The following is a 26877-nucleotide window of genomic DNA, read 5'->3' as shown; positions in this document are numbered from 1 at the left end:
CAGCACCCGGCCCACGCCGTTCGTCGTCCTCGCCGGGGCCCGCCCTCGTGGAGCGGGACTCAGCGCGTGGTCACGCCTGCGGCGGGCGCGTCATCGACAGGACGTCGAGCGCCGTGTCGAGCTGCTCCTCGGTGACCTCGCCGCGCTCGACGAAGCCCAGGTCGATCACGGCCTCGCGGACCGTGAGGCCCTGCTTGACCGAGTGCTTGGCGACCTTGGCCGCCGCCTCGTAGCCGATCACGCGGTTGAGCGGCGTGACGATCGACGGCGAGGACTCCGCGAGGGCACGCGCGCGCTCGACGTTGGCGGTGATGCCGACGACGGTCTTGTCCGCGAGCACGACCGACGCGTTCGACAGCAGGCGGATCGACTCCAGGACGCCCAGTGCGATGACCGGGATCTGCACGTTGAGCTCGAAGCTCCCTGAGGCCCCGGCCCACGCCACGGTCGCGTCGTTGCCGATCACGCGCGCGGCGATCATGAGGACGGCCTCCGGCACGACCGGGTTGACCTTGCCCGGCATGATCGACGAACCGGGCTGCAGGTCCGGGATGAAGATCTCGCCCAGGCCCGTGTTGGGGCCCGAGCCCATCCAGCGCAGGTCGTTGCAGATCTTCGTGATCGAGACCGCGATGGTGCGCAGCGCGCCCGAGAGCTCGACGAGACCGTCGCGCGAGCTCTGTGCCTCGAAGTGGTCGCGTGCCTCGGTCAGGGGCAGGCCCGTGTCCTCGACCAGCAGGGCGATGACGCGCTGCGGGAACCCGGCGGGCGTGTTGATGCCCGTGCCGACGGCCGTGCCGCCCAGGGGTACCTCGGCCGCGCGGGGGAGCGCGGACTGCAGCCGCTCGATGCCGTAGCGCACGGCCGCGGCGTACCCGCCGAACTCCTGGCCGAGCGTGACCGGGGTCGCGTCCATGAGGTGCGTGCGGCCCGACTTCACGACCGTCGCGAACTCGGCCGCCTTGGCCTCGAGAGCCTCCGCGAGGTGCGTCAGCGCCGGGATCAGGTCGTGCACGACCCCCGCGGTCGCGGCCAGGTGCACCGACGTCGGGAAGACGTCGTTGGACGACTGGGACGCGTTGACGTGGTCGTTCGGGTGGACCTCGCGACCCAGCGAGCGCGTGGCGAGCGTCGCGAGGACCTCGTTGGTGTTCATGTTCGACGACGTGCCGGAGCCCGTCTGGAAGATGTCGATCGGGAAGTGCGCGTCGTGCGCCCCCGAGGCGACCTCGTCGGCCGCGGCCACGATGGCGGCCGCGACGTCCTCGTCGAGCACCCCCAGCTCGGCGTTGGCGCGTGCTGCGGCCTTCTTGACACGAGCGAGGGCCTCGATGTGGCTGCGCTCGAGAGGAGTGCCCGACAGCGGGAAGTTCTCCACGGCGCGCTGCGTCTGCGCGCGGTAGAGGGCGGCCGCGGGGACGCGGACCTCACCCATGGTGTCGTGCTCGATGCGGTAGTCGGTGGCGTCGGCAGAAGTCATGGGGCTAATGGTGCCGCACGATCACGAGTGATCTCGAACCCGGCCGCGGGGTGGGTGCGTGCTGCACGCCACCCGCGCGGGCCGGTCCCGGCCCGGGGGAGCCGGTCAGACGTCCGGGGTCTCGCCGACGTCGCCGACCACCTCGACGAGCCGGGCGCGGCCGTCGGCGAGCGTGTACTCGACGCCGACGATCGCGAGCCGCCCCTCGGCCACGGCATCTGCCAGGGCCGCCGAGTAGCCGTGCAGCATGTCCACGGTGTGGCGCACGTGCTCGCGGCGCAGCGTGTCCGGGTCGACCGCGGACACGCCGCCCGAGGTGCTCGTGATGTTGACGATCGAGGGGATCACCCGGTCGACGACCGCTCGGACGAACCCGTCGGCCTGCTCACCCGTCGCGAGGGTGTGGGCGGCTGCGGCGATCGCCCCGCAGCTGTCGTGGCCGAGCACGACCACGAGCGGCGTCCCGAGGATGTTGACCCCGTACTCGATCGAGCCGATCACGGTCGTGTCGAGGACGTGGCCTGCGGTCCGCACGACGAACACGTCGCCCAGGCCCTGGTCGAAGATGATCTCGGCGGCCACGCGGGAGTCGGCGCACCCGAAGATCACGGTGTGCGGGTGCTGGGCCACGCTGAGCTCGGCCCGGCGGACGGCGCCCTGGGACGGATGTTCCATCTCGTCCCGGACGAACCGCCCGTTGCCGTCGCGGAGCCTGGCCCAGGCCTCGGCGGGGGTCGTGGGAGGTGCGGTGTCTTGGATGCTGCCGTTCGTCGTCACAACTTCCATGGTCACGCACGAGCGTCCCGTTCCTCGTCGCCGTCCCACACTCTGACCAGACCCGTGGACGAGGTGGCCCTCCCGAGGGACCCGCGAGGCGCCGTCGGGGGCGGTCCTCGCCGGGTCGTGATGGCCTGCCACGGGCCCTCGGTCGCCCCGCGGCGGGCCTTCAGAAATGTCCCTCCCGTGGCGAGTCGTCCCGTGACGGTGTAGCCCTAGTACCAGGAACAACCCGATGACGGGCACGTCGAAGCGCCCGTCGGAGGGCAGGATCGACGAAGGGGAGACCGTGCACCGACGCACCCGGGCACTCGCCGCGGCACTGGCCGTCGCGACGATCGTGCCGCTCGCCGCGTGCAGCACCGGGGAAGGCTCCGGCCCGCCCGCGCTCACCTGGTACATCAACCCCGACAACGGGGGACAGGCCGCGATCGCCGCGTCGTGCAGCGACGCCTCGGGCGGCGCGTACCGCATCGAGACGTCGCTCCTGCCACGCGACGCCGCCGCCCAGCGCGAGCAGCTCGCCCGCCGCCTCGCCGCCAAGGACGCCTCGATCGACCTCATGAGCCTCGACCCGCCGTTCATCCCCGAGCTGTCCGAGGCCGGCTTCCTGGCCCCCGTGCCGGAGGACGTCGCGACGGCCACGACGCAGGACGTCGTCCAGGGGGCGATCGACGGCTCGACGTGGAAGGGCGAGCTCGTCGCGATCCCGTTCTGGGCCAACACCCAGCTCCTCTGGTACCGCAAGTCCGTCGCCCAGGCGGCGGGGCTCGACCTCACGCAACCCGTCACGTGGGACCAGATCGTCACCGCGGCCCAGGACCAGGACAAGTACCTCGCGGTGCAGGGAGCCAAGGCCGAGTCGTTGACCGTGTGGATCAACGCCCTGGTCGAGTCCGGGGGCGGGCAGATCCTGGAGAACCCCGAGGCACCCGCGGACGAGCTCACGCTCGGCCTCGAGACCGACGCGGGGCGCAACGCCGCGCGGATCATCGGGGAGATCGGCAGCTCGGGCGTGGGCGGCCCGGGTCTGCCCAGCGAGGACGAGGCCGCGTCGCTGACCCTGTTCCAGGGGGACAAGGGCTCGTTCATGGTCAACTGGCCGTTCGTGTGGTCCTCGACCCTGGGGGGCGTCGACGCCGGCTCGCTCGACCAGGCGCTCCTCGACGACATCGGCTGGACGCTGTACCCGCAGGCCGTCGAGGGCCAGGAGACCCGTCCGCCGTACGGCGGCATCAGCATCGGCGTCGGGGCGTTCAGCGAGCACACGGACCTGTCGTACGAGGCCGCGCAGTGCATCGTGAGCGCCGAGAACCAGGCCTCGTACATGGTCTCGGACGGGAACCCCGCGGCGAGCACCGCGGCCTACGACGACCCCGCCGTGCAGGAGGCCTACCCCATGTACGACGTGATCCGGCAGTCGCTCGAGCAGGCCGCACCACGGCCGCAGACACCGTTCTACAACGAGGTCTCGACGGGTCTCCAGCAGACCTGGTACCCGCCCGCGAGCGTGACCGAGGACGGCACCCCCGTGACGTCGACCGAGTTCATCACCGCCGTCCTGCGAGGGGAGCGTCTGCTGTGAGCGCCGACACCCGGGGCGCCCGCCGCGCCCAGCCCGAGCCGGACCCCGCGTCCGGCACCTCGCCGGACCTGGTTCCCGACAAGAAGGCCAAGGCCGCGCGCAGCGACCGGGCCAGGGCCGAGGCCCGCCTCGGCTGGTACCTCGCCGGCCCCGCGTTCGTCGTCATGCTGGCCGTGACCCTCTACCCGATCCTCCAGGCGGTCTACGACTCGCTGTTCAACTACAAGCTCACCGCGCCCGACGACCGCACGTTCGTCGGGCTCGGCAACTACGCCGTGATCCTCACGGACTTCGTCTGGTGGCGCGACTTCGCCGTGACGTTCTTCATCATGGTCGTGTCGGTGGTCGTCGAGCTCGTCCTGGGCTTCGCGCTCGCGCTCGTGATGCACCGCGCGATCAAGCGCCTGCGTGGGCCGCTGCGCACCGCGATCCTCGTGCCGTACGGCATCATCACCGTGGTCTCGGCCTTCGCATGGTTCTACGCGTTCGACATCACGTCCGGGTACGTCAACAGCTGGTTCGACTGGGTGCCCGGGATCGGGCCGGACCTCAACTGGTTCGCGCAGCAGGGCACGAGCCTGTTCGTCATCATCGCGTCCGAGGTCTGGAAGACCACGCCCTTCATCTCGCTGCTGCTGCTCGCGGGCCTGGCCCAGGTGCCGAGCGACCTCGAGGAGGCCGCGAAGGTCGACGGTGCCACCGCGTGGCAGCGCTTCTCGCGCGTGATCGTGCCCAACATGAAGGCCGCGATCATGGTCGCCGTCCTGTTCCGTGCGCTCGACGCGTTCCGCATCTTCGACAACGTCTTCATCATGACCAACGGCGCGAACAACACGGAGGTGCTGTCCTTGCTGGCCTACCGGACCTCGATCGGCCAGCTCCAGATCGGCATGGGCTCGGCCATCTCCGTCCTGCTGTTCCTGTGCGTGATCGGCATCTGCTTCGTGGCGATCAAGCTGTTCAAGGTGGATCTGGCCGGCGCACGAGGGGAGCGATGATGGGCAGCGTCCTGAGCACCAGGGCCCGCGTCTGGTGGGCCGTCATCACTGTCGTCGTCCTGGTCGGCGCCCTGTTCCCCGTGGTCTCGATCCTCATGACGAGCTTCAAGGGACCCAGCGACCTCAACTCCGGCACGTTCCTGCCGCCGCAGTGGAGCACCACGAACTACGAGCAGATCCTGTCCTCGGGCGGGTCGGCCCAGGAGCTGTTCCTGTCGGCGCTGCGGAACTCGGTCGGCATCTCGCTCATCGCGACCGTGATCGCGGTCGTGCTCGCGACGCTCGCCGCGTACGCGATCGCGCGTCTGAACTTCCCGGGCAAGCGCCTGATCCTCACGACCGCGCTGGGCGTCTCGATCTTCCCCGTGGTCTCGATCGTGACGCCCCTGTTCAACCTGTGGCGCAACATCGGGCTCTACGACACCTGGCTCGGCCTGATCATCCCGTACCTGTCGCTCACGCTCCCGATCTCGATCTGGACGCTCGCGGCGTTCTTCCGCCAGATCCCGTGGGAGCTCGAGCAGGCCGCGCAGGTCGACGGCGCGACGCCCTGGCAGGCGTTCCGCAAGGTCATCGTGCCCCTCGCGGCCCCGGGCGTCTTCACGACCGCGCTCATCGCGTTCTTCATCGCGTGGAACGACTTCGTGTACGGCATCTCGCTGACGTCCACGAGCGCGGCCCGGCCCGTGCCGGCCGCTCTCGCGTTCTTCACGGGTGCGTCCTACTTCGAGGAGCCGACCGGCGCCATCTCGGCGGCCGCGATCGTCGTGACCATCCCCGTCGTGATCCTCGTGGTGCTGTTCCAGCGCCAGATCGTGTCGGGCCTCACGCAGGGGGCGGTCAAGGGATGAGCGGCGTCCCCGGCACGACGGCGCCGCCCACCCCACGCGGTCGGGTCACCCCGCCGCGCCCCCGCACCCTTCGCTGCCCGACCCCAGACCGAGGAGAGAGCTGATGGCGTCGATCACCCTCAAGGACATCGTCAAGAAGTACGGCGACGGGTTCCCCGCCGTGAAAGGGGTCAGCATCGACATCGCCGACGGCGAGTTCGTGATCCTCGTCGGCCCCTCGGGCTGCGGGAAGTCGACGCTGCTGCGCATGATCGTCGGCCTCGAGGACATCACCTCGGGTGACCTGCTGATCGACGGCGAGCGCGTCAACGAGAAGGCCCCGCGCGACCGGGACCTCGCGATGGTCTTCCAGAACTACGCGCTGTACCCGCACCTGACGGTCGCCGAGAACATCGCGTTCCCGCTGCGGCTGAACAAGGGCAGGCTCACCGACGCGGAGATCCGCGAGAAGGTCGAGCGTGCAGCCGACCTCCTCGACCTGCGCGAGCACCTCGACCGCAAGCCCGCCAACCTCTCGGGAGGTCAGCGCCAGCGGGTCGCGATGGGCCGGGCGATCGTTCGCGACGCCAAGGCGTTCCTGTTCGACGAGCCCCTGTCCAACCTCGACGCCAAGCTCCGCGGTCAGATGCGCACGGAGATCGCGCGTCTCCAGCGGCGCCTCGCGACCACGACGGTCTACGTGACGCACGACCAGACCGAGGCCATGACGCTCGGCGACCGTGTCGCGGTGCTGCGCAAGGGCGAGCTCCAGCAGATCGCGAGCCCGCGCGCGCTCTACGAGCAGCCCGTCAACCTGTTCGTCGCGGGGTTCATCGGGTCACCGCCCATGAACTTCCTGCCCGGTGAGGTCAAGGGCAGCAGCATGGAGCTGCCGTTCGGGACGTTCGAGCTGCCCGACCGCCTGGTCGAGGCCGTCGGCGGCCGCGAGCTCGTGATCGTGGGCCTGCGCCCCGAGCACTTCGAGGACGCCCGGCTCGTCGACCCGTCCAAGAAGGAGCGGGGTCGGACGTTCGAGGCGCAGATCGACGTGACCGAGTGGCTCGGTGCCGAGCTCTACGCGTACGTGCCGTTCGAGATGCACGCCTCGGTCGCGGAGAAGCTCGAGGAGCTGGACCGCGAGCTCGACGGCGAGGGGTTGCGCACCCAGTTCGTCGTCGCCCTCAACTCGGCGTCCCGCGTGCGCGACGGGGACACGACCGAGCTCTGGTTCGACCCCGAGAAGATGATGATCTTCGACCCGGAGACGGGCGAGAACCTCACGCACGACCAGGACGAGGTGGACCGGCTCGACAAGGAGAACGAGGAGGACCGGCGCGCCTCGCTCGAACGCGCCCACGCACAGGCCGACGCGCAGGCGCAGCAGAGCGCCTGACGCGCCTGCGCGGCGCGGGTCAGTCGTCCTCGGTGGCGTCGTCCTGCGTGCCGCCGGAGGGGCCGGCGACGTCGGCGGCGCGGGCCGACGCGAGGCGCTCGCGGGCGCCGTCGAGCCACTGCTGGCAGCGGGCGGCGAGGGCCTCGCCGCGCTCCCACAGGGCGAGCGAGGCCTCGAGCGGCTCGCCGCCGGCCTCGAGGCGGGTCACGACCTGGACCAGCTCGTCGCGCGCCTGCTCGTAGGTGAGGTCGGCGACGTCGGTGTTGCTCGGGGTGGTGCTCATGGTGGTGGGCCTTCCTGGGGCTGGTCTGGTGGGGTCGGTGCTGCGCTGGTGGCCGGACGGGCTCAGCGCACGGTCGCGTCGATCGCGCCGCTCGCGAGCCGCACGTGCAGGGAGTCGCCGGGGCTCACGTCGTCGGGGGAGCGGACGATCCCGCCGTCCGGTCCGTGCACGACGGCGTAGCCCCGCTCGAGCGTCGAGGCGGGGGACAGCGCGCGCACCTGGGCGGCGAGCCGGTCGACCTCGCCGTGCGCGCGCAGCAGGATCGCGTCGAGCGAGCGCCTGGCCCGGTCCCGCGCGGCGAGGACCTGCTGCTCACGCGTGGTGATCATGGTCTCGGGGGCGGCGAGCACGGGGCGGGAGCGGGCGCTGTCGAGGCGGGACTGCTCGCGCTGGAGCTGGTGCGTGATCGCCGCCCGGATCCGGGAGCGGGCCTGCAGGACGCGTGCGCGCTCCTCGCCCACGTCGGGGACGATCCGCTTGGCGGCGTCCGTGGGCGTGGAGGCGCGGTAGTCGGCGACCAGGTCCAGGAGCGGGGTGTCGGTCTCGTGGCCGATCGCGCTCACGAGCGGGGTGCGGCAGGCCGCGGCGGCGCGCACGAGGGCCTCGTTGCTGAAGGGCAGGAGGTCCTCGACCGCGCCACCGCCGCGCGCGACCACGATCACGTCGACGTCGCGGCGGGCGTCGAGCTCGGCGATCGCGGCGCTCACCTGGGCGACGGCGCCCGTGCCCTGGACCGCTACCTCGCGGATCTCGAAGCGGACCTGGGGCCAGCGCGCACGGGCGTTGACCACCACGTCGTGCTCGGCCTTGGACTCCCGGCCGCACACGAGCCCCACGACCGCGGGCAGGAACGGGAGCGGCACCTTGCGGTCCGCGTCGAACAGGCCCTCGGCGGCCAGGACGCGCTTGAGGTGCTCGATCCGGGCCAGGAGCTCGCCGATGCCGACGGTCCGGACCTCGGTCGCCTGGAGCTGGAACGACCCGCGCTTGGGCCAGAACACGGGCTTGGCGTGCACCACGACGTGCGCCCCCTCGCTGAGGGGTGTGCTCGTGGCCGCGAAGACCTTGGCCATCGCGGCGACCGGGAGCGACATGTCGGCGTCGGTGTCGCGGAGCGTGAGGAAGGCCATCGGGGCGCCGGGACGGCGGTTGAGCTGCACGACCTGTCCCTCGACCCACACGGGCGCCATCTTGTCGATGTACGCCGTGATCTTGCTCGACAGCAGCCTGACCGGCCACGGGTGCTCGGGGCTCGTGTCGAGGGCCCGGGCGGGGAGCGGGGCCGGCGGCGTGGCAGGAGCGGTGGGGTCGGTGCGGTCGGCTGGTTCGGCGCGGTCGGCGGGTCGGTCGGTCACGGGTCAAGCCTGCCTCATGCGTGTGACAGGCGCCGGTCCCGCACCGCACCGGTCGGCCTCGGCGAGCAGACCCGTGAGGATCCTGTGGAGTTGCTGCCAGGACCTGGCCCGGACCGCGCCGGGACCGGGGGGACGGGCCCGGTCCCGGAGGCCCGTCGCCTAGACTCGTGGGGTGACTTCCCCGACTGGTAAGCGTGTCCTCCTCGCCGCCCCCCGCGGCTACTGCGCGGGCGTCGACCGTGCCGTGATCGCGGTCGAGAAGGCGCTCGAGCACTACGGCGCCCCCGTGTACGTCCGCAAGGAGATCGTCCACAACAAGTACGTCGTCGAGTCGCTGAGCGACAAGGGCGCCGTCTTCGTGAACGAGACCGACGAGGTGCCGGAGGGCGCGCGCGTCGTGTTCTCGGCGCACGGGGTCTCGCCCGCGGTCCACGAGGCCGCTGCCGAGCGCAACCTGCAGACGATCGACGCGACGTGCCCCCTGGTCACCAAGGTGCACAAGGAGGCCGTGCGCTTCGCGGCGGACGACTACGACATCCTGCTGATCGGGCACGAGGGCCACGAGGAGGTCGAGGGCACCGCGGGCGAGGCGCCGGACCACGTCCAGATCGTCAACTCGCCCGACGACGCGGTGAACGTCACGGTCCGCGACCCGGAGAAGGTCGTGTGGATCTCGCAGACCACGCTGTCGGTCGACGAGACCATGGAGACGGTCGACCGGCTGCGCGAGCGGTTCCCGACGCTGCAGAACCCGCCGTCGGACGACATCTGCTACGCGACGCAGAACCGTCAGGTGGCGGTGAAGAAGCTCGCGCCCGAGTGCGAGCTCGTGATCGTGGTGGGCTCGGCGAACTCGTCGAACTCGGTGCGTCTGGTCGAGGTGGCGCTGAACGCCGGTGCGGACGCGTCGTACCGCATCGACCGCGCGCAGGAGATGGACGAGTCCTGGCTCGACGGCGTCACGACCGTCGGCGTCACCTCGGGCGCCTCGGTCCCCGAGATCCTGGTCAACGACGTCCTGGCGTACCTGGCCGAGCGCGGGTACGGCGACGTGCAGGAGGTGCGCACCGCGACCGAGGACCTCATGTTCTCGCTCCCCAAGGAGCTGCGCGCGGACCTCAAGGCCGCGGGCAACGCGCCCGCACGTCCGCGCCGCGAGAACCGGACGTCGCTCTCGGTCGAGCCCGTCTGACGCCGACGCTCCGACACGCACGAGGCCCGTCCCGGACGATCCGGGACGGGCCTCGTGCGTCACACATCCGGGGACGGCCCGACGGCGTCCCTCACCGCACGCCGGCACGGACCCGGGGCGAGGCGCGTCTCAGGACGCGTCCGCACCCCGGTCGCGCTCGTGCCGGCCGGGCGCGTTGACGGTGCCGAGCATCCCGGCGTCGAGCGTGCCCTCGTCGTCGCCGGGCCCGCTGGGGCCCGACCCCGCCGGGCCGGCGGCTCCGCGGCCCCCGGCAGCGATCTCGTCGATCGCGACGAAGTTCTCGTTGACCGACGCGAGGAGCTCGGGGGCGCTCACGGCGCTGAGCTGGGGGTTGGCCGCGGCGGGGGTCTCGAGGTCGTCGTCGACGACGTTGAGGTCCGCGAAGCGGCGGGCGCTCACGAGCACGCGCGTCTCGAGGGACGCGACGGTCCGGTTGTAGGAGTCGGCGGCGCCCTGGATGGACCGGCCGAGCCGGGCGAGGTGGCTGCCCATGACGGCCAGGCGCCCGTGCAGCTCCTTGCCGAGCGTGAGCACCTGCTGGGCGTTGGCGGCCAGGGCGTCCTGGCGCCACGCGTAGGCGACGGTGCGCAGCAGCGCGATCATGGTCATGGGCGCCGCGATGATGACGTTCTTCGAGACGGCGTACTCGAGGATCGACGGGTCCTGCTCGACCGCCGCGGACAGGAACGACTCGGCGGGGACGAACATGACGACGAACTCCGGCGCGGGGCTGAACTGGTCCCAGTACCTCTTGCCCGCCAGGTCGTCGATGTGCTTGCGGAAGTGGCGGGCGTGCGCGGCCAGCCGTTCGGCCCGGACCCGGGGGTCCGTCGTCTGCTGCGCGTCGAGGTAGCCGAGGAACGCGACCTTGGCGTCGACCACGACGTTCTTGCCGCCCGCGAGCTTGATGACCATGTCGGGGCGCAGCGCCCCGTCGTCGGTGGCGACCTGGTCCTGCTCGACGAAGTCGACGTGCGGGATCATGCCCGCGGCCTCGACGACGCGGCGGAGCTGGAGCTCTCCCCACGCACCGCGCACCTGCGAGGAGCGCAGCGCGGTCACGAGCTGGGAGGTCTCCGCGCGCAGAGCCTCGGAGTCGTGACGCATGCCGCGGACCTGCTCGGCGAGCGTGCCGTGTGCCTCGCGGCGGGCCTGCTCGGCGGCCGTGACCTCGGCCTTGACCTGGTCGAGGGCCTTGCTGAGGGGCTCGACGAGCTGCTGCACGGCCTGCTCGCGCTTGGCGAGCTCGGCCTCGCCGACCTGCTGGCTGCGCTTGAAGCGTTCCTCGGCCTGCGTGAGGAACTGCTCGGAGCTGCTCGCGAGCGCCTTGCGGGCCAGGGCCTCGAACTGGGCCTCGAGCCGCGCCTGGTCGCCGCGGATCTCGGTGAGCCGCTTCTCGGAGCCCGCCCGCAGCTCCTCGATGGCCCGCTCGTGGTTGGCGCGCTCGATGTCGAAGCGCTCGTCCGCGGAACGCTCCGCGCCCGCGAGCTGTCGCCCGAACGCCTCGCGCTCGGTGCGGAGCTGGCGCTCGAACCCCTCGCGCTCGGCCGCGAGCCGCTCGGCGAGGCCCGCACCGCGTGCGGCCTCCTGCTGGGCCTGGGTCAGCAGGCCCGTGAGCCGGCCGATCTCGGCGCGCCCCGAGTCGGGGGAGGTGCGGCGCGCGAGCCAGCCCAGGAGTGCTCCCACGAGGAGGCCGACGACGAGCATGACCCACGGCAAGGCGTTGTCCATGCCCGCACTCTGCCAGGTGGCACCCACAGCGGAGGGGGAGCCGCGTCGTCGGGCGCGTCGCGGGCGGCGCCCGTCACCCACGGGTGATCTCGCGTCTCACCAGCGAAGACATGACAAATCACAGGGGGAGCGGCGCGTGCGCTCCGCTACGTTGGTCGGCATGGCCCACGTTCCTGCGCCCCGCGACCAGCTCCCACCCACGGACACCTCGAGCACCCCGGACGTCGCGGCCCCCGCCGCGCCGGCCGCCCCCGCACCCGTCCTCGCTCCGGCGGCCCCCACCGTCTCCTCGCAGGGGACCGGTACGCCTCCCGCGCTGTCGGTGCGCGGGCTGTGGAAGAGGTTCGGCGAGAAGATCGCCGTCGCGGGGATCGACCTCGACGTCCCCGCGGGGTCGTTCTACGGGCTCGTCGGCCCCAACGGCGCGGGCAAGACGACGGCGCTGTCGATGTCGACGGGGCTCCTGCGCCCGGACTTCGGCACGGTCCACGTGCACGGTCAGGACCTGTGGGCGGACCCGGTCGCGGGCAAGCGCATGCTGGGGATCCTCCCGGACGGCGTGCGGCTGTTCGACCGCCTCACGGGCGCGCAGCTCATCACGTACGCGGGCCTGCTGCGCGGCATGGACCGCGCGACGGTCGCCGAGCGCACGACGGACCTCCTGGAGGCCCTGGGCCTGGCGGCCGACGCGGACACGTTCGTGGTCGACTACTCGGCGGGCATGACCAAGAAGATCGCGCTGGCCTCGGCGCTCATCCACGCCCCGAGCCTGCTGGTGCTCGACGAGCCCTTCGAGGCCGTGGACCCGGTCTCGGCCGCGAACATCCGCGAGATCCTCTCGTCGTACGTCGCGAGCGGCGGCACGGTGATCGTGTCCTCGCACGTCATGGACCTGGTCCAGCGCATGTGCGACCACGTCGCGGTGATCGCGGGCGGGCACGTGCTCGCGGCGGGCACCGTGGACGAGGTCCGTGCGGGGCAGAGCCTCGAGGACCGCTTCGTCGACCTGGTCGGCGGCCGGCACACCACGGAGGGGCTGTCGTGGTTGCGCACCTCGTAAGGCTCAAGCTCGCGCTCATGCGCAACACGCTCAGGAAGAGCGTGTGGCAGACCGTGGGGCTCGCGATCGGTGTCCTGTACGGGCTGGGCGTGGTGGGGCTGACGCTGGTCGGCCTGGTCGCCCTGGGCACGACGCAGCCGGACCTCGCGGGCCAGATCGTCACGATCCTGGGGTCGGTCGTGGTGCTCGCGTGGTGGATCGTCCCGCTGTTCGCGTTCGGCGTCGACGCCACGCTCGACCCGCAGCGGTTCGTGACGTTCGCGGTGCCCCAGCGGCAGCTGCTGGCGGGCCTCGCGATCGCGGGCCTGGTCGGGACGCCGGGGATCGTGACGCTCCTGGTCTCGGCCGGTACGGCGCTCGCGTGGTGGCGCACGCCCCTCGCGGCCCTCGCGGCTCTCGTGGGCGGGCTGCTCGCGGTCGCGCTGTGCGTGGTGGGGTCGCGTGCGACGACGACGGCGCTCGCGCCGCTGCTCGACTCGCGCCGCTACCGCGAGGTCCTGTCGATCGCGGCGTTCGTGCCGCTCATGCTGGCCGGCCCGATCGTCGGGTGGGCGACGTCGGCGATCGCGCGCGGCCAGGAGGTCCTGCCGGTCGTCGCGGACGTCCTGGGGTGGACGCCGTTCGGCGCGCCGTGGGCGATCGCGACCGCCGTGTCCGACGGCGCCTGGGGACTGGCGCTCGTCCGCCTCGGCATCACCGTGGTCGTGCTGGGGGCCGCGTGGGTCGTCTGGGACCGGGCGCTCGCCAAGGCGCTCGTGGCTCCGCACGGCGGCGCGGCCGCGGGCCGCTCCAAGGGGCTGGGCTGGTTCGACCGCTTCCCGGCGACCCCCGTGGGGGCCGTGGCGGCGCGCTGCCTCACGTACTGGTTCCGTGACCCGCGCTACTCGGGGTCGGTCGCGGTCATCCCGTTGCTCCCGGTCGTGCTGTGGTTCGTGGGGTCGAGCATCGAGCTCGACGGCAGCGGCGGGTTCGCCGAGCTCATGCTCGTGCTGGGGCCGGTCACGGCCTTCACGTTCGGGTTCGCGATCTCGGCGGACGTCGCCTACGACCACACGGCGTTCTGGACCCAGGTGTCGTCGGGCGTGAGCGGCTTCGCCGACCGTGCGGGGCGTGTCCTCGCGGCCGGCGTGATCGGCGTGCCGGTCGTGACGGTCTTCGCGGTGGGCTCGGTCGCCTTCACGGGGCGGTGGGACCTGCTGGTCGCGACGGTCGGCCTGAGCCTCGGGGTGCTCGCCACGGCGCTCGGTGTGTCGAGCGTGGTCTCGGCGCGCCTGCTCTACCCGGTCCCCAAGCCGGGGGAGAGCCCGTTCAAGTCTCCCCAGGGCGCGGCGATGGCGACCCTGGTCGCCCAGATGCTGACCATGGCGGTCCTCACGGCGCTGTGCCTGCCGGCGGCGGGGCTCGCGCTCGCCACGCTCCTGACGGGCGCGGCGGTGTGGGGCTGGCTCACGCTGGTCGTGGGGGTCGGCCTGGGTGCGGTGCTCCTGGTGGTGGGCATGCGCTGGGGCGGCCGCCTGGTCGACCAGCGGGGCCCGGAGCTGCTCCAGCAGGTCATGAGCTACAAGTAGGCGGTCGCCGCTCGCGGCCCGACGGCGCCGCCCACCCCGGGTGCGCACGTGCAGGAGTGCACGCACGCACGCGGGCGGGCGGCGCCGTCGGGCCGTGTGCGTGCCGGGCGCCCTGCTCGGGTGCGAGCGGCCCGGACGGTCGCTCCCGTAGACTCAGGCCCCGTGGCTCTAACAATCGGCATCGTCGGCCTGCCCAACGTCGGCAAGTCCACCCTCTTCAACGCCCTGACCCGTAACCAGGTCCTCGCGGCGAACTACCCGTTCGCGACGATCGAGCCGAACATCGGCGTGGTGTCCCTCCCGGACCCGCGTCTGACGAAGCTCGCGGAGATCTTCGGCAGCGAGCGCATCCTGCCTGCGACGGTGTCCTTCGTGGACATCGCGGGCATCGTCAAGGGGGCGAGCGAGGGCGAGGGGCTCGGCAACAAGTTCCTCGCGAACATCCGCGAGGCGGACGCGATCTGCCAGGTGACGCGCGCGTTCGACGACCCCGACGTGATCCGCGTCGAGGGCTCGACGGACTCGGCCGACGACATCGAGACCATCAGCACCGAGCTGATCCTCGCGGACCTCCAGACCCTCGAGAAGGCGCTGCCGCGTCTCGAGAAGGAGGTCAAGATCAAGAAGGGCGACCCCGTCCTGCTCGCCGCGGCGCAGAAGGCGCAGGGGCTGCTCGAGCAGGGCATCACCCTGTTCCAGGGTGCGAAGGCCGCGGGGCTGGACCTGGCCGAGATCGCGAGCCTGCAGCTCATGACGGCCAAGCCGTTCATCTACGTCTTCAACACCGACGACGCGGGCCTCGTCGACGAGGAGCGCAAGGCCGAGCTGCGTGCGCTCGTCGCGCCGGCCCAGGCGATCTTCCTCGACGCGAAGTTCGAGTCCGAGCTCGTCGAGCTCGAGCCCGAGGAAGCGGCGGAGATGCTCGCGGAGACGGGCCAGGAGGAGTCGGGGCTGGACCAGCTCGCGCGCGTGGGGTTCGACACCCTGGGGCTCCAGACCTACCTCACGGCCGGCCCCAAGGAGTCGCGCGCCTGGACCATCCGCAAGGGGTGGACCGCGCCGCAGGCGGCCGGGGTGATCCACACCGACTTCGAGCGGGGGTTCATCAAGGCGGAGGTCATCTCGTTCGACGACCTCGTGGAGACCGGGTCCGTGGCGGCGGCCCGTGCTGCGGGCAAGGCGCGCATCGAGGGCAAGGACTACGTCATGGCTGACGGGGACGTCGTGGAGTTCCGCTTCAACGTGTGATCCACCTGGTGAGCGGGCTGGAGAGTTCCGTCACAGTCGCCGTTCTTGGGACGGGCGCCGCCGCATCGTGAGACGCGGGCGGCGCCCCTTCCATGTGTCCGGGGTGTTACGTACCGGTTTCTCCCGGTATCAGGGGCGAAACAGCACCGTACCGGCCAGTATCAACTCGGTAACGATCGGCCACCTGAAAGGTGCAACAGGGTGAAGTCGCCCATCTTGGTCGCTACCGTTACCTCAAACCATGGTGGGCTTCCCTGACGATGCCGCCGAGGACGCCCTGCGGTCATCGCGCGCTCTCCTCGAGGCAAGGGAGTTCACCATCCCCTTGAGGAGGAACATTGAACATCAGGCGCACAAGTGCCGTTACCGCGGCGGTGGCCTCGGTCGCGTTGGTGCTGACCGCATGCGGCGGCACCGCCGAGGAGAGCGAAGACGGCGGCATCAACCAGGACACCGCGGTCACCGTGGCCTGGGAGGCCCCGCTCAACGAGCTCAACCTCAGCTCGACGAACGGCAACGCGACGCAGAACTCGGTCATCTCGTACATGCTGAACTCCGGGTTCAACTACTACGACGACCAGCTCGAGCTCGTCCAGGACGAGTCCTTCGGCACGTACGAGAAGGTCTCCGACGACCCGCTGACGGTCAAGTACACGGTCGGCGACGACACCAAGTGGTCCGACGGCACCGCGTTCGACGCGACCGACGTCCTGCTCCAGTGGGCAGCCACCTCCGCGACGTTCAACAACGTCGAGCCCCTGACGGACGAGAACGGCGAAGTCACCAACCAGGACGCCGTGGACGCGGGCGTGTTCTTCGACGGGACGACCCCCGGACCCTCGCTCATCGACGAGATCCCCACGATCAGCGACGACGGCAAGTCGATCACCTTCGTGTACTCGAAGCCCTTCGGCGACTGGGAGCTCGACTTCACGAACCAGTTCGTCCCGGCCCACGTCGTCGGCCAGCAGTCGCTCGAGCTCACGGACGCGCAGGAGGCCAAGGACGCCGTGCGCGACGCGATCCTCGGCTCGGACTACGCGAAGCTCTCGCCCATCGCGAAGTTCTGGAACTCCGGCTTCGAGTTCACCTCGATGCCCGACGACAAGTCGCTGACGGTGTCCAACGGTGCGTACACCCTCGAGGAGTACGTCGAGAACGAGTACCTGACCCTCAAGAAGAACCCCGACTTCAAGGGCAAGAACCAGGGCTCGGTCGAGACCATCACGGTCCGCTACATCGAGGACCCCATGGCGCAGGTCCAGGCGCTGCAGAACGGTGAGGTCGACCTCATCGGCCCGCAGGCGTCCGCAGACGTCCGCTCGGCGCTCGAGGCGCTCCCCGAGGTCTCGACGAACAACAGCGTCGAGGGCACGTTCGAGCACGTCGACCTGGTGTTCGGGAACAAGGGTCCGTTCGACCCGACCAACCCGGTGTACGGCGGCGACGCCGAGAAGGCGAAGAAGGTCCGTCAGGCCTTCCTCCTCACCATCCCGCGCCAGACGATCGTCGACAACCTGATCGTCCCGCTGAACCCCGACGCCGAGGTCCGCAGCTCGCAGATCCTCATCCCGGGCTCGCCCAACTACGACAAGATGGTCGCGGACAACGGCTCGGACTTCTACCCGGCCGCAGGTGACATCGAGAAGGCCAAGGCGCTGCTCGCCGAGGCCGGCGTGACCACCCCGATCAACGTGCGCTTCGCGTACAACAACGAGAACGCGCGCCGCGTCAACCAGGTCGCCCTCATCACGGACAGCGCGGCCAAGGCCGGCTTCACGATCGTCGACACCGGCCGCCCGGCCGCCGAGTGGGGCACCCTCCTCGGCACCGGCCAGGACCAGTACGACGCGTCGCTCTTCGGGTGGCAGTCCACCTCGACAGCCGTCACCGAGTCGGACGCCAACTTCCGCTTCGGCCCCCCGCGCGGCCTGAACAACTACGGCCTCTACAACAACCCGGTCGTCGACGCCGCGCTCGACAAGCTCCAGGTCTCGACCGACCCCGAGGAGCAGTTCCAGCTCCAGCTCGAGATCGAGAAGCAGCTCTGGGCAGACGGCTTCGGCACCACGATCTTCCAGTTCCCGGCCATCCAGGCCTGGGACGAGAAGCTGGAGGGCGTCGAGCCGATCACGATCAGCCCGACCATCTTCTACAACTTCTGGAACTGGAAGCTCGGCGCCTAGGACTCTCGTCCTGAGCACCTGACGACAGGTACCTGACCTGGGTCGACGCCGGGGTGACCCGGCGTCGACCGGTGTTCGACGCATCAGCCCTCCGCGAGGACATCGGTACGTTCGCGTACCGATGTCCTCGCTGGCGGTTGGCGCGGTACGAGTCCACCCGACCCACCTCGCGCCGGCCGATGCCTCGACGCGTGCGACCCACGCGTAGACTTGCCCGGCCCCTAACCTGGGTCCCTAATTCAGCGAGGTATGCCCTCCAATGTTTTCGTTCATCTCGCGACGCCTCCTTGCAGGGTTGGGAACCCTGCTCGTGTCGACGTTCGCCATGTATCTTCTCGTCAGCGCCTCGATCAGGCCCTTCGAGGACCTCGAGCAGAGCACGAACCCCAACAAGCTCGAGCAGATCGCGCAGCGGCGCGAGCTCCTGGACCTCGACACCCCGGCGGTCATCCGCTACTTCAAGTGGCTGGGCGACTTCGTCACCGGTGACCTGGGTGTGGGGTGGCGCAGCGGGCAGCCGGTCTCGAACATGCTCCAGGGCGCCGTGATCTCGACGATCCAGCTCGTGGCCGCCGCGACCGTGATCGCGATCCTCTTCGGTGTCATGGTCGGTATCGTCAGCGCGCTGCGGCAGTACAGCACGTTCGACTACCTCACGATCTTCGTGTCGTTCGTCCTCTACTCGCTGCCTGCCTTCTGGGTCGCCGTCCTGCTCAAGCAGTGGGGCGCCATCGGCTTCAACGACTTCCTCAAGGACCCGTCGAACTCGCCGCTCGTGATAGTGGTCGCCGGCCTGGTGATCGGCCTGCTGTGCATGCTGGCCGTCGGCGGCACCGTCAAGCGCCGCGCGACGACCTTCGCGATCGCGTTCGCCGCGACCGCGGGCGCCATCCTCTACCTCCAGCTCTCGAACTGGTGGCTCGACCCGAACCTGGGCCCGGGCATCATCCTGGTGACGGGCACCGCCCTCGCGTTCGCGATCACCGCGCTGACCTCGGGTCTGAAGAACCGGCGGGCCCTGGGAGCGTCGCTGACGACGGTCGTGATCGGCCTCGCCCTCTACTACCCGCTGCAGAGCCTCTTCCGGATGCCCTTCAGCTGGATGTACGTGCTGGGTCTCGCACTCGTGACGGTCGCCGTGGGCATCGCCGTGGGCTACCTGTGGGGCGGCCCCGACAAGGGGATCTCCGCGCGCGCAGCGAGCCTGACCGCAGTCGTGGTCGCGGGCATGATCTTCATCGACAAGGTCATGTCCCTGTGGCCGCAGTACATGGGAGCGCCTGCGATCAACGGTCGCCCCATCGCGACGATCGGTTCCAGCACGCCGAACCTCGGCGGCAACTTCTGGGTGCAGACCCTCGACACCTACACCCACCTGCTCCTCCCGACGCTGGCGCTGGTGCTCATCCAGTTCGCCGGGTACACCCGGTACTCGCGCTCGAGCATGCTCGAGGTGATGAACCAGGACTACATCCGCACCGCGCGCGCCAAGGGGCTGCCGGAGCGTGAGGTCATCATGCGGCACGGCTTCCGCAACACGCTGATCCCGCTCGCGACGATCGTCCCCATCGACGTCATCACCCTCCTCGGGGGCGCGATCATCACCGAGCAGGTCTTCGCCCGACCAGGGATGGGCACGCTGTTCATCCGGTCGCTCCGCGGAGCAGAGATCGAGCCCGTCATGGCCTATCTCGTGATCGTCGCGGCCCTCGCCATCCTTGCCAACATCGTGGCTGACCTCATCTATGCAGCCCTCGACCCGCGGATCCGGGTGAACGCATGAGCAACCAGACTCCTCCCAACGACAGCGCGTCGAGCGCGACCGTGGAGAACCAGATCGAGCTGAAGGAAGTCGAAGGTCTCTCGCAAGGGCAGATCGTCCGTCGGCGCTTCTTCCGTCACAAGGGCGCGGTCGTGGCCCTCGTGGTCCTCGTCGCCATCGTCCTGCTGGCCATCACGTCGATCGGCGTGGGCAGCTGGACCGGGTGGTGGAAGTTCACGCCCAACGAGACGGGCACGGTGATCGACGGCGGCGCGCCGAACGCGACCCACCCGTTCGGTCAGGACGAGGCCGGGCGCGACATCTTCGCCCGTGTCATGCGCGGCACGCAGACCTCGCTCGTCATCATGACGACGGTGGGCCTGATCGCCCTGGCGATGGGCATCGTCGTCGGTGCGCTCTCCGGCTACTTCCGTGGCCGCACCGACTCGTTCCTGATGCGCTTCACGGACCTCATCATCACGATGCCGGTCATCGTCATCGGCGCCGTGCTGGGCCTGCTCTCGGGTGGCGACAACGCGATCGTCTTCGGTGCGTTCCTCGGCCTGGTCCTGTGGCCCCCGCTCGCCCGCCTGGTCCGTGGCGAGTTCCTCTCGCTGCGCGAGCGGGAGTTCGTCGACGCCGCGCGCGTCGCGGGTGCCAGCAGCGGACGGATCATCTTCAAGCACATGCTCCCGAACGCCGTGGGCGTGATCATCGTCAACACGACGCTGCTCCTGAGCTCGGCCATCCTCCTGGAGACGTCGCTGAGCTACCTCGGCGTCGGCATCCAGCGGCCTGCCGTCTCGCTGGGCCTGATGATCAGCGACTACCAGGAGGCGTTCGCGTCCCGGCCGTGGCTGTTCTGGTGGCCGGGTGCCTTCATCGTCGGGATCGCGCTGTGCGTGAACTTCATCGGTGACGGTCTGCGCGACGCGTTCGACCCCCGCCAGAAGAACATCCCGTCCGAGCGGAAGATGGCGCGCGCCAAGCGGATCGAGCGCCCCAAGCCGTCCGCCACCGGTGACGCGCTGCCCGAGCCGGGAGCGTCATGACCCTGGCGCCGGGCAGCCTGTCAGGTCGCGACCGCCAGGCTGCCCAGCGCGGCCAGCTCGACCACGTTCCAGGTCGAGCGTGCCCCGGGAGCGCCCGGTCGGGCCTCCGCCAGGTAGCCGGCCATGACGAGCGCCGCGTGGCGCTCGGTGATCTCGGCGGCCACCACCTCGGCGCTCGCCCCTCCGACGCGGGTGCTGCCCGCCTCGGTGGGGCGACGGCGCCAGGTACGCAGCCACTGACCGGAGCTGCTCGAGCGGGGAGCAGCCCACGCGGTGACGCTGCCGCCCGTGTAGCCCACCTCGAGCGACCACTGGGTGCGCACGTTCTCGTAGGCCGTCCAGGGCACGTGCACCGTGCGCAGCGGGTTGCGGACGTCGATCCCGCCGTCGGACACCTCGACGCGGGGTCGCCAGAACAGCACCCACACGCCGCACGTGACCAGCGCCCCCCACGCCAGCGTCAGCAGCGCGCCGCCGGCGTCCTCGCGGACCTGGACGGCAGTCGCCAGGACGGCGATGACCGCCGTGGCGATCGTCAGGACGCGTCCGTACATCGAGCAGAAGACCTTCGTGGGACCCATGTGCCCATGTTCCCAGAGTTGCGGCGTCACGAGCGCCGGCACTCCCTCCAGCAGGAAGGACACTGATCATCGTGGCCATCGACACGTCCTCCGAGACGCAGTTCACCGCGACCGGGACCCCGGTCCTCGCCGTCAAGGGGCTGGGCGTCGACTTCTTCGTCGACGGATCCTGGTACCCGGCCGCCGCGGACATCAGCTACAACCTCTACGCGGGTGAGGTGCTGGCGATCGTGGGGGAGTCCGGCTCGGGCAAGTCCCAGTCGTCGCTCGCCCTGCTCGGCCTGCTCCCGGCCAACGGCCGCGCGCGCGGAAGCGCGAAGCTCGGTGAGCGTGAGCTCATCGGCATGTCGCACTCGGCGCTGCGGCACGTGCGCGGACGGGAGATCTCCATGATCTTCCAGGAGCCCATGACGGCGCTCAACCCCGTGTACACGGTCGGTTTCCAGATCGTCGAGACGATCCGGACGCACTTCAACGTCGGTCCGGCCGACGCCAAGAAGCGGGCGATCGAGCTCCTGCGCCTGGTCGAGATCCCCGAGCCCGAGCGCCGGTTCGACGCGTACCCGCACCAGCTCTCGGGCGGTCAGCGCCAGCGCGCCATGATCGCCCAGGCACTCGCGTGCGACCCCAAGCTGCTGGTCGCGGACGAGCCGACGACGGCGCTCGACGTCACGGTGCAGGCGGAGATCCTCAAGCTCCTGCGCGACCTGCGCCACCGTGTCGACGCGGCGATCATCCTCATCACGCACGACATGGGCGTCGTGGCCGACATGGCCGACACGATCATGGTCATGAAGGACGGGCACGTCGTGGAGCGGGGGACCTCGGCCGAGGTCTTCGGCTCGCCCCAGCACCCGTACACCCAGCGCCTGCTCGACGCCGTCCCCCACCTCGGCACGAGCAAGTCGGCGACCGAGGTCCGTCACCGCGCGGCCCCTGCGGCCGTGGTCGACCACGAGATCGTCCTCGAGGCCAAGGACATGGTCATCGAGTACCCGGCCCGCCGTCGGCAGAAGGCCTTCCGTGCGGTCGACCGGGTCTCGTTCTCGCTGCGCCGGGGCGAGGTCATGGGCCTGGTCGGCGAGTCCGGCTCGGGCAAGACGACGATCGGTCGTGCCGTGGTCGGTCTGCTGCCGGTCACGGGTGGTGCGCTGCGCGTCGCCAGCACCGACATGGTCGGCGTCTCGCCCAAGAAGCTGCGCCCGCTGCGCAAGGACGTCGGGATCGTGTTCCAGGACCCGGGCTCCTCGCTCAACCCGCGCCTGCCGATCGGCGAGTCGATCGGCGAGCCGCTCATGCTGCACAAGGGCATCAAGGGCAAGGCGCTGAGCAACGAGGTCGAGCGACTGCTGGACCAGGTCGAGCTGCCGCGCGCCATGCGCAACCGCTACCCGCACGAGCTCTCGGGCGGTCAGCGTCAGCGTGTGGGCATCGCCCGGTCGCTCTCGCTCGAGCCGAAGATCCTGGTCGCGGACGAGCCCACCTCGGCGCTCGACGTGTCCGTCCAGGCCAAGGTCCTCGACCTGTTCAAGGACCTGCAGCGTGAGCACGGCTTCGCGTGCCTGTTCATCTCGCACGACCTCGCGGTCGTCGAGATGCTCTCGGACCACATCGCGGTCATGCACCAGGGCAGGCTCGTCGAGGTCGGCCCGACCGAGCAGATCATCCACGCGCCGCAGGACCCGTACACGCAGCGGCTGCTCGCGGCCGTGCCCGTGCCGGACCCGGTGGCCCAGAAGATCCGACGCGAGACGCGCGACGCGCTGCTCGTGGCGGCGGCGCGGGAGATCGACGCCGAGGAGGCCGCCCAGGTCGACGCGATCGGTCGCTCCCAGGCCGCGCAGCTCGGGAACCTCGACAACGACCGGATCCCGCCGTCCAACCAGTAGCAGCAGCACGCCCCTGACCCGTCCTGCCGGACGGGCGGGTGAGATGCCCGACGACGGCGCGCGCCGACGTCGGGCATCTCGCGTCTGCGGGCGGGAGCCGGAGTGTGACGGAGCACCCTCTCCACGCACTGGCTGGCACCCGGTAAGATAGCCGTGCCCGGACGACGGCGCGCGCGTGCTCTGCGCGGGCGGCGCCCGTCTGCTGGCCACCAACTCCGGGGCGGAAACCTCCGTCGCTCGCTCCTCTCCCGAAATGAGTTCTGTATGTCTGTGCGCTCTGACCTGCGCAACGTGGCGATCGTCGCCCACGTCGACCACGGCAAGACGACCCTGGTCGACGCGATGCTGCACCAGTCCGGCGCGTTCGGCGCGCACGCGCACGTCGACGAGCGGGCCATGGACTCCGGTGACCTGGAGCGCGAGAAGGGCATCACGATCCTCGCGAAGAACACCGCCGTGCGCTACGCCGGTCCGGCGGCCGCCGCGGCGGGGCACCCCGAGGGCATCACGATCAACGTGATCGACACCCCGGGCCACGCCGACTTCGGTGGCGAGGTCGAGCGCGGCCTGTCCATGGTCGACGGCGTCGTGCTCCTGGTCGACGCGTCCGAGGGCCCGCTGCCCCAGACGCGCTTCGTGCTGCGCAAGGCGCTCGCCGCGAAGCTGCCCGTCATCATCGTGGTCAACAAGGTCGACCGCCCCGACGCCCGCATCACCGAGGTCGTCGCCGAGGCCACCGACCTGCTGCTGGGCCTCGCGGGCGACCTCGCGGACGAGGTCCCCGACCTCGACCTCGACGCGATCCTCGACGTGCCCGTCGTGTACGCGGCCGCCAAGCTGCGCCGCGCCTCCAAGAACCAGCCCGCGGACGGCGGCGTCCCGGACTCCGAGGACCTCGAGCCGCTGTTCGAGACCATCCTCGAGAAGATCCCCGCGCCGACGTACGAGGAGGGCGCGCCCCTCCAGGCTCACGTCACCAACCTCGACGCGTCGCCGTTCCTGGGTCGCCTCGCGCTGCTGCGCATCTTCAACGGCACCATCCACAAGGGCCAGACGGTCGCCTGGGCGCGTCACGACGGCACCATGCAGAACGTCAAGATCACCGAGCTCCTCGAGACCAAGGCGCTCGACCGCGTGCCGACCGACTCGGCGGGCCCCGGTGACATCGTCGCCGTCGCCGGCATCGAGAACATCACGATCGGCGAGACCCTCACGGACCCCGACGACCCGCGGCCGCTGCCGCTCATCACGGTCGACGACCCGGCGATCTCGATGACGATCGGTATCAACACCTCCCCGCTCGCGGGCAAGGGCGGCAAGGGCCACAAGGTCACGGCCCGCCAGGTCAAGGACCGTCTCGACAAGGAGCTCATCGGCAACGTGTCGCTGCGCGTCCTGCCGACCGAGCGTCCCGACGCCTGGGAGGTCCAGGGCCGTGGCGAGCTCGCGCTCGCCATCCTCGTCGAGCAGATGCGCCGCGAGGGCTTCGAGCTGACCGTGGGCAAGCCGCAGGTCGTCACCAAGGTCATCGACGGCAAGCGCCACGAGCCCATGGAGCGCATGACGATCGACGTGCCCGAGGAGTACCTGGGCAACGTCACGCAGCTCCTCGCGCAGCGCAAGGGCCGCATGGAGACCATGTCGAACCACGGCACGGGCTGGGTCCGCATGGAGTTCGTCGTCCCGGCACGTGGCCTCATCGGCTTCCGCACGCGCTTCCTCACGGACACGCGCGGCACGGGCATCGCGTCCTCGATCGCCGAGGGCTACGAGCCGTGGGCCGGCCCGATCGAGACCCGCGTCAACGGTTCGCTCGTCGCGGACCGTGCCGGTGTGGTGACGCCGTTCGCGATGATCAACCTGCAGGAGCGCGGCTCCTTCTTCGTCGACCCCACGCAGGAGGTCTACGAGGGCATGATCGTCGGCGAGAACTCGCGCAACGAGGACATGGACGTCAACATCACCAAGGAGAAGAAGCTCACGAACATGCGTGCGGCTTCCTCCGACACGTTCGAGAACCTCACGCCTCCGAAGCACCTCACGCTCGAGGAGTCGCTCGAGTTCGCCCGCGAGGACGAGTGCGTCGAGGTCACCCCCGAGGTCGTGCGCATCCGCAAGGTCATCCTCGACCAGACGGAGCGCGCCCGCGCCTTCTCCCGCGCGAAGAAGTCCTGACCGCGTCAGGTCGGTACTCCCGCTGAGCACGCAGCCCGTGCCGCCGGTCCTCGTGACCGGCGGTGCGGGCTCCGCTCTACCTGCACCTCTGGAGGACGAATGAGGCTCGAGCCGGTCCAGCCCCGCGGTGGGCTGCTCGCCGTGCACGCCCACCCCGACGACGAGACCCTCGCGACCGGTGCGCTCCTGGCGACCTGGGCGGCGGCGGGGGAGCCCGTGACGCTCGTGACGTGCACGCGCGGCGAGCAGGGTGAGGTCATCGGTGCCGGGCTCGCGCACCTCGAGGGGGACGGACCTGCCCTGGCCGCGCACCGTGAGCAGGAGCTCTCGGCGGCGCTGACGAGCCTGGGGGTCACCGACCACCTCTTCCTGGACCAGGTCCCGCTGGACCCTGCGCCCGGTGCGGCGGACGACGTCGTCGGCGTGCGCTACCGCGACTCCGGCATGGCCTGGGCTGCACCGGGCATCGCGCGGGCCGCCGCCGAGGCAGACCTCCCGGACGGGGCGCTCGTGGGGGCACCGCTCGACGAGGCGGCGGGCAGGCTCGCCCGGGTGCTGCGCGACCGCCGGCCGCGCGTCGTCGTGACGTACGAGCCCTCGGGGGGCTACGGGCACCCGGACCACGTCCGGGCGCACGAGATCGCGGTCCGCGCGATCGAGCTCGCCGCCCGCACGGGCCCGCAGCCACGGCCCGACGGCGTCGTGCCCGCGGGAGCGCGGGCGTCGCTGGGCGAGGGTGCGGGCGAGCAGGGGCCCGAGCTGTGGCAGTCCGTGGTGCCCGCCGAGGTGGCACGTGCCGCCCGTCGCGAGCTGCCCGACCTGCCGGGAGTGCGCGCCCTGCTCGCCGAGCACCCCGAGGTCTCGCTGCCGGACCCGGACGAGGAGCTGCCGCCCGTCGCCAAGACCGGACTGACGGACGTCGTGGTGGTCGAGGTGGCCCCCGTGCTCGACGCCGTGGTCGGCGCCCTGCGTGCGCACGCGACGCAGGTCCAGCACGTCGGGACGACGACCTCGCTCGGCGACGGGACGACCGGCAACGGGCCGCCGGGCGCGACGCCCGGCGGGGTGCTCGGGTGGTACGCACTGAGCAACGACGTCCTTGCTGCCCTCCCTTCACGTGAGTTCTACACCGTGACCCCGGACTCTGCGGGAGGCCCTCGCAGGTTCACGGGAAATGATCAGACAGGACCAGTAGCGTGGACACAGTGAAGAAGACCGGAGCCCGCACGATCGGACGCGCGCTGCTGTGCGTGGTCCTCGGACTCGTGGTGGGCGCCGTCGGGACCGTGATGCACCGGGTCGTCGTGACCGACCACCTGCTTCCCGTGGGGATCGTCGTCGCACTGCTCGCCGTGCTCGCCGGTGGGACGCTCGCGCGTGCCTGGGCCGGGTACGCCGGCCTGGTCGGCTATGCGCTCGGCTGGGTCGTGGCGGTGCAGGTCCTCGCGTCGGACGGACCGGGGGGAGATCTCCTGGTGCCGAACCAGAGCGTCGGGCTCGTCTGGGTCTACGGCGGCATGGCCGTCGTCGCGGTCGCCGCGTTCCTCCCGTGGTCCTGGTTCAGCGACCAGCCCGTGAGGCGGGCGCCGGAAGTCGGGACGAACCCCGAGACGCACACCGGTTCTTCACCGACGCCGACCGGACGGTTCGGTACAGACGCATAGAATTGCCCCTCGCGGGCAGTCCGCACCCCTCCTTCGTCGCGGCTCCT

The 26877-nt window shown here is 70.8% G+C and carries 21 protein-coding genes; 15 read left to right on the top strand and 6 right to left on the bottom strand.

Translation table 11 applies throughout. From position 1 onward, the window contains the following. Positions 1-70: 70 nt before the first annotated feature. Together NHG27_RS13000 and NHG27_RS12995 are read right to left on the bottom strand one after the other, a co-directional pair. Positions 71-1480 carry a class II fumarate hydratase gene (locus NHG27_RS13000; RefSeq protein ID WP_497016560.1) on the bottom strand — a complete coding sequence of 470 codons (1410 nt, stop codon included), beginning with the start codon at positions 1478-1480 and terminating at the stop codon, positions 71-73. Between the two features lie 105 nt (positions 1481-1585). Beyond that, positions 1586-2266, bottom strand: a complete 681-nt coding sequence (locus NHG27_RS12995; protein WP_193719636.1) for a carbonic anhydrase — start codon at positions 2264-2266, stop codon at positions 1586-1588. A 226-nt stretch (positions 2267-2492) separates the two neighbouring features. Between NHG27_RS12995 and NHG27_RS12990 the strand changes: the two genes are divergently transcribed. From NHG27_RS12990 to NHG27_RS12975, 4 genes are all read left to right on the top strand, one after another. Further along, the gene (locus NHG27_RS12990) at positions 2493-3842 is read left to right on the top strand and encodes an extracellular solute-binding protein (protein ID WP_497016559.1); all 1350 of its coding nucleotides are present in this window, start codon (positions 2493-2495) and stop codon (positions 3840-3842) included. 68 nt (positions 3843-3910) lie between these two features. Next, positions 3911-4840: a carbohydrate ABC transporter permease gene (locus tag NHG27_RS12985; protein ID WP_227748397.1), complete on the top strand. Its 930-nt coding sequence runs from the start codon at positions 3911-3913 to the stop codon at positions 4838-4840. After that, positions 4840-5691 carry a carbohydrate ABC transporter permease gene (locus NHG27_RS12980; protein ID WP_497016558.1) on the top strand — a complete coding sequence of 284 codons (852 nt, stop codon included), beginning with the start codon at positions 4840-4842 and terminating at the stop codon, positions 5689-5691. The genes NHG27_RS12985 and NHG27_RS12980 overlap by 1 nt, the downstream gene beginning before the upstream one ends. Positions 5692-5794: 103 nt before the next feature. Next, positions 5795-7063: an ABC transporter ATP-binding protein gene (locus NHG27_RS12975; protein WP_497016557.1), complete on the top strand. Its 1269-nt coding sequence runs from the start codon at positions 5795-5797 to the stop codon at positions 7061-7063. A gap of 19 nt (positions 7064-7082) precedes the next feature. Here the strand turns inward: NHG27_RS12975 and NHG27_RS12970 are convergent, their stop codons facing one another. Together NHG27_RS12970 and xseA are read right to left on the bottom strand one after the other, a co-directional pair. Further along, complete coding sequence (locus NHG27_RS12970; protein ID WP_497016556.1) at positions 7083-7346, bottom strand: exodeoxyribonuclease VII small subunit; 264 nt, start codon at positions 7344-7346, stop codon at positions 7083-7085. A gap of 62 nt (positions 7347-7408) precedes the next feature. Next, the gene (gene xseA, locus NHG27_RS12965) at positions 7409-8701 is read right to left on the bottom strand and encodes an exodeoxyribonuclease VII large subunit (protein ID WP_497016555.1); all 1293 of its coding nucleotides are present in this window, start codon (positions 8699-8701) and stop codon (positions 7409-7411) included. A 172-nt stretch (positions 8702-8873) separates the two neighbouring features. Here xseA and NHG27_RS12960 point away from each other — a divergent pair, with 172 nt between their 5' ends. Further along, positions 8874-9893, top strand: coding sequence for a 4-hydroxy-3-methylbut-2-enyl diphosphate reductase (locus NHG27_RS12960; protein ID WP_193719606.1), 1020 nt, complete (start codon positions 8874-8876; stop codon positions 9891-9893). 129 nt (positions 9894-10022) lie between these two features. Here the strand turns inward: NHG27_RS12960 and NHG27_RS12955 are convergent, their stop codons facing one another. Further along, entirely contained in the window at positions 10023-11645 is a 1623-nt protein-coding gene (locus NHG27_RS12955; RefSeq protein WP_497016554.1) for a DNA recombination protein RmuC, read from the bottom strand. Between the two features lie 160 nt (positions 11646-11805). On the opposite strand from NHG27_RS12955, the gene NHG27_RS12950 reads away from it, so the two are divergent. The 6 genes from NHG27_RS12950 (at position 11806) to NHG27_RS12925 (ending at position 20521) form a co-directional block, all read left to right on the top strand. Continuing rightward, entirely contained in the window at positions 11806-12705 is a 900-nt protein-coding gene (locus NHG27_RS12950; protein ID WP_497016553.1) for an ABC transporter ATP-binding protein, read from the top strand. Beyond that, positions 12687-14273 (top strand): hypothetical protein, encoded by a 1587-nt coding sequence (locus NHG27_RS12945; protein WP_497016552.1) that lies wholly within the window; start codon positions 12687-12689, stop codon positions 14271-14273. The genes NHG27_RS12950 and NHG27_RS12945 overlap by 19 nt, the downstream gene beginning before the upstream one ends. Before the next feature lie 162 nt (positions 14274-14435). Beyond that, positions 14436-15521 carry a redox-regulated ATPase YchF gene (gene ychF / locus NHG27_RS12940; protein ID WP_193719609.1) on the top strand — a complete coding sequence of 362 codons (1086 nt, stop codon included), beginning with the start codon at positions 14436-14438 and terminating at the stop codon, positions 15519-15521. A gap of 392 nt (positions 15522-15913) precedes the next feature. Next, a complete protein-coding gene (locus NHG27_RS12935) occupies positions 15914-17707 on the top strand; it encodes an ABC transporter family substrate-binding protein (RefSeq protein WP_497016551.1) in 1794 nt (597 codons plus the stop codon). Between the two features lie 259 nt (positions 17708-17966). Continuing rightward, the gene (locus NHG27_RS12930) at positions 17967-19490 is read left to right on the top strand and encodes an ABC transporter permease (protein WP_497016550.1); all 1524 of its coding nucleotides are present in this window, start codon (positions 17967-17969) and stop codon (positions 19488-19490) included. Continuing rightward, positions 19487-20521, top strand: coding sequence for an ABC transporter permease (locus NHG27_RS12925; RefSeq protein ID WP_193719612.1), 1035 nt, complete (start codon positions 19487-19489; stop codon positions 20519-20521). The genes NHG27_RS12930 and NHG27_RS12925 overlap by 4 nt, the downstream gene beginning before the upstream one ends. Before the next feature lie 20 nt (positions 20522-20541). Here the strand turns inward: NHG27_RS12925 and NHG27_RS12920 are convergent, their stop codons facing one another. Continuing rightward, positions 20542-21102 carry a PH domain-containing protein gene (locus NHG27_RS12920; RefSeq protein ID WP_497016549.1) on the bottom strand — a complete coding sequence of 187 codons (561 nt, stop codon included), beginning with the start codon at positions 21100-21102 and terminating at the stop codon, positions 20542-20544. A gap of 71 nt (positions 21103-21173) precedes the next feature. Between NHG27_RS12920 and NHG27_RS12915 the strand changes: the two genes are divergently transcribed. From NHG27_RS12915 to NHG27_RS12900, 4 genes are all read left to right on the top strand, one after another. After that, the gene (locus tag NHG27_RS12915; RefSeq protein ID WP_321575352.1) at positions 21174-22991 is read left to right on the top strand and encodes an ABC transporter ATP-binding protein; all 1818 of its coding nucleotides are present in this window, start codon (positions 21174-21176) and stop codon (positions 22989-22991) included. A 264-nt stretch (positions 22992-23255) separates the two neighbouring features. After that, entirely contained in the window at positions 23256-25166 is a 1911-nt protein-coding gene (gene typA, locus NHG27_RS12910; RefSeq protein ID WP_193719614.1) for a translational GTPase TypA, read from the top strand. Between the two features lie 99 nt (positions 25167-25265). Continuing rightward, positions 25266-26375 carry a PIG-L family deacetylase gene (locus NHG27_RS12905; protein WP_497016548.1) on the top strand — a complete coding sequence of 370 codons (1110 nt, stop codon included), beginning with the start codon at positions 25266-25268 and terminating at the stop codon, positions 26373-26375. Further along, complete coding sequence (locus NHG27_RS12900; RefSeq protein WP_497016547.1) at positions 26372-26830, top strand: DUF6113 family protein; 459 nt, start codon at positions 26372-26374, stop codon at positions 26828-26830. The genes NHG27_RS12905 and NHG27_RS12900 overlap by 4 nt, the downstream gene beginning before the upstream one ends. Positions 26831-26877 lie beyond the last annotated feature (47 nt).

This window comes from Oerskovia sp. 140933 (genome assembly GCF_059651515.1).
This window is presented reverse-complemented; position numbering and strand designations above follow the sequence as displayed.

Bases quoted from the DNA above. Each gene is read 5' to 3' on its own strand.
- NHG27_RS13000 (WP_497016560.1), bottom strand. From the start codon at position 1,480: ATGACTTCTGCCGACGCCACCGACTACCGCATCGAGCACGACACCATG.
- NHG27_RS12995 (WP_193719636.1), bottom strand. From the start codon at position 2,266: ATGGAAGTTGTGACGACGAACGGCAGCATCCAAGACACCGCACCTCCC.
- NHG27_RS12990 (WP_497016559.1), top strand. From the start codon at position 2,493: ATGACGGGCACGTCGAAGCGCCCGTCGGAGGGCAGGATCGACGAAGGG.
- NHG27_RS12980 (WP_497016558.1), top strand. From the start codon at position 4,840: ATGGGCAGCGTCCTGAGCACCAGGGCCCGCGTCTGGTGGGCCGTCATC.
- NHG27_RS12975 (WP_497016557.1), top strand. From the start codon at position 5,795: ATGGCGTCGATCACCCTCAAGGACATCGTCAAGAAGTACGGCGACGGG.
- NHG27_RS12970 (WP_497016556.1), bottom strand. From the start codon at position 7,346: ATGAGCACCACCCCGAGCAACACCGACGTCGCCGACCTCACCTACGAG.
- NHG27_RS12955 (WP_497016554.1), bottom strand. From the start codon at position 11,645: ATGGACAACGCCTTGCCGTGGGTCATGCTCGTCGTCGGCCTCCTCGTG.
- NHG27_RS12950 (WP_497016553.1), top strand. From the start codon at position 11,806: ATGGCCCACGTTCCTGCGCCCCGCGACCAGCTCCCACCCACGGACACC.
- NHG27_RS12930 (WP_497016550.1), top strand. From the start codon at position 17,967: ATGTTTTCGTTCATCTCGCGACGCCTCCTTGCAGGGTTGGGAACCCTG.
- NHG27_RS12925 (WP_193719612.1), top strand. From the start codon at position 19,487: ATGAGCAACCAGACTCCTCCCAACGACAGCGCGTCGAGCGCGACCGTG.
- NHG27_RS12920 (WP_497016549.1), bottom strand. From the start codon at position 21,102: ATGGGTCCCACGAAGGTCTTCTGCTCGATGTACGGACGCGTCCTGACG.
- typA (WP_193719614.1), top strand. From the start codon at position 23,256: ATGTCTGTGCGCTCTGACCTGCGCAACGTGGCGATCGTCGCCCACGTC.
- NHG27_RS12905 (WP_497016548.1), top strand. From the start codon at position 25,266: ATGAGGCTCGAGCCGGTCCAGCCCCGCGGTGGGCTGCTCGCCGTGCAC.